Source organism: Vibrio sp. 1288 (assembly GCF_033344475.1).
The window spans coordinates 1-515 of sequence record NZ_JAWPOX010001136.1 but is presented as its reverse complement, the minus strand read 5'-3'; the positions used below and the strand labels follow the sequence as shown (position 1 = coordinate 515).

Annotated in this window: 1 protein-coding gene; it reads right to left on the bottom strand. The window is 44.9% G+C overall.

All coding sequences use genetic code 11. The features are described 5' to 3' along the window. Positions 1 to 515: GTP cyclohydrolase II (gene ribA, locus R8O11_RS31310; protein WP_318195403.1), on the bottom strand; the 515-nt coding region annotated here is incomplete at both ends.

The following is a 515-nucleotide window of genomic DNA, read 5'->3' as shown; positions in this document are numbered from 1 at the left end:
ATGTTTGCCGTGAGAAACTTTCGCTCTAAGATAGTTTTCATTACCATCTTTAATGTGCGCCGAAGTATTGACAACTTCGACAATCTCAATTCCGTACTCCGCTAATTCACGGATTTTCTTAGGGTTATTGGTCACAAGACGAATTTTCTTGATACCTAACGCTTCTAACATTTGTGCCGCTTCGGTGAAGTCTCTTAAATCATCATCAAAGCCTAAATGGTTGTTTGCTTCGTAAGTGTTCATCCCCTGGCTTTGCAGACGATACGCATCAATCTTGTTGTACAAACCGATACCACGACCCTCTTGGCGAAGGTAAAGGATCACGCCGCCAGATTCGCCCATACGTTGGATCGTTTCTTCTAACTGCTCACCGCAGTCACAGCGAGATGAGTGGAAAACATCGCCAGTCAGACACTCGGAATGCATACGCACTAGCGGCGTGTCTTGCGTTTGATCCGCTTGTTTAAAAATAACTGCCACATGCTCTTTATCTGTCTTAAGGCCACGGAAAGACA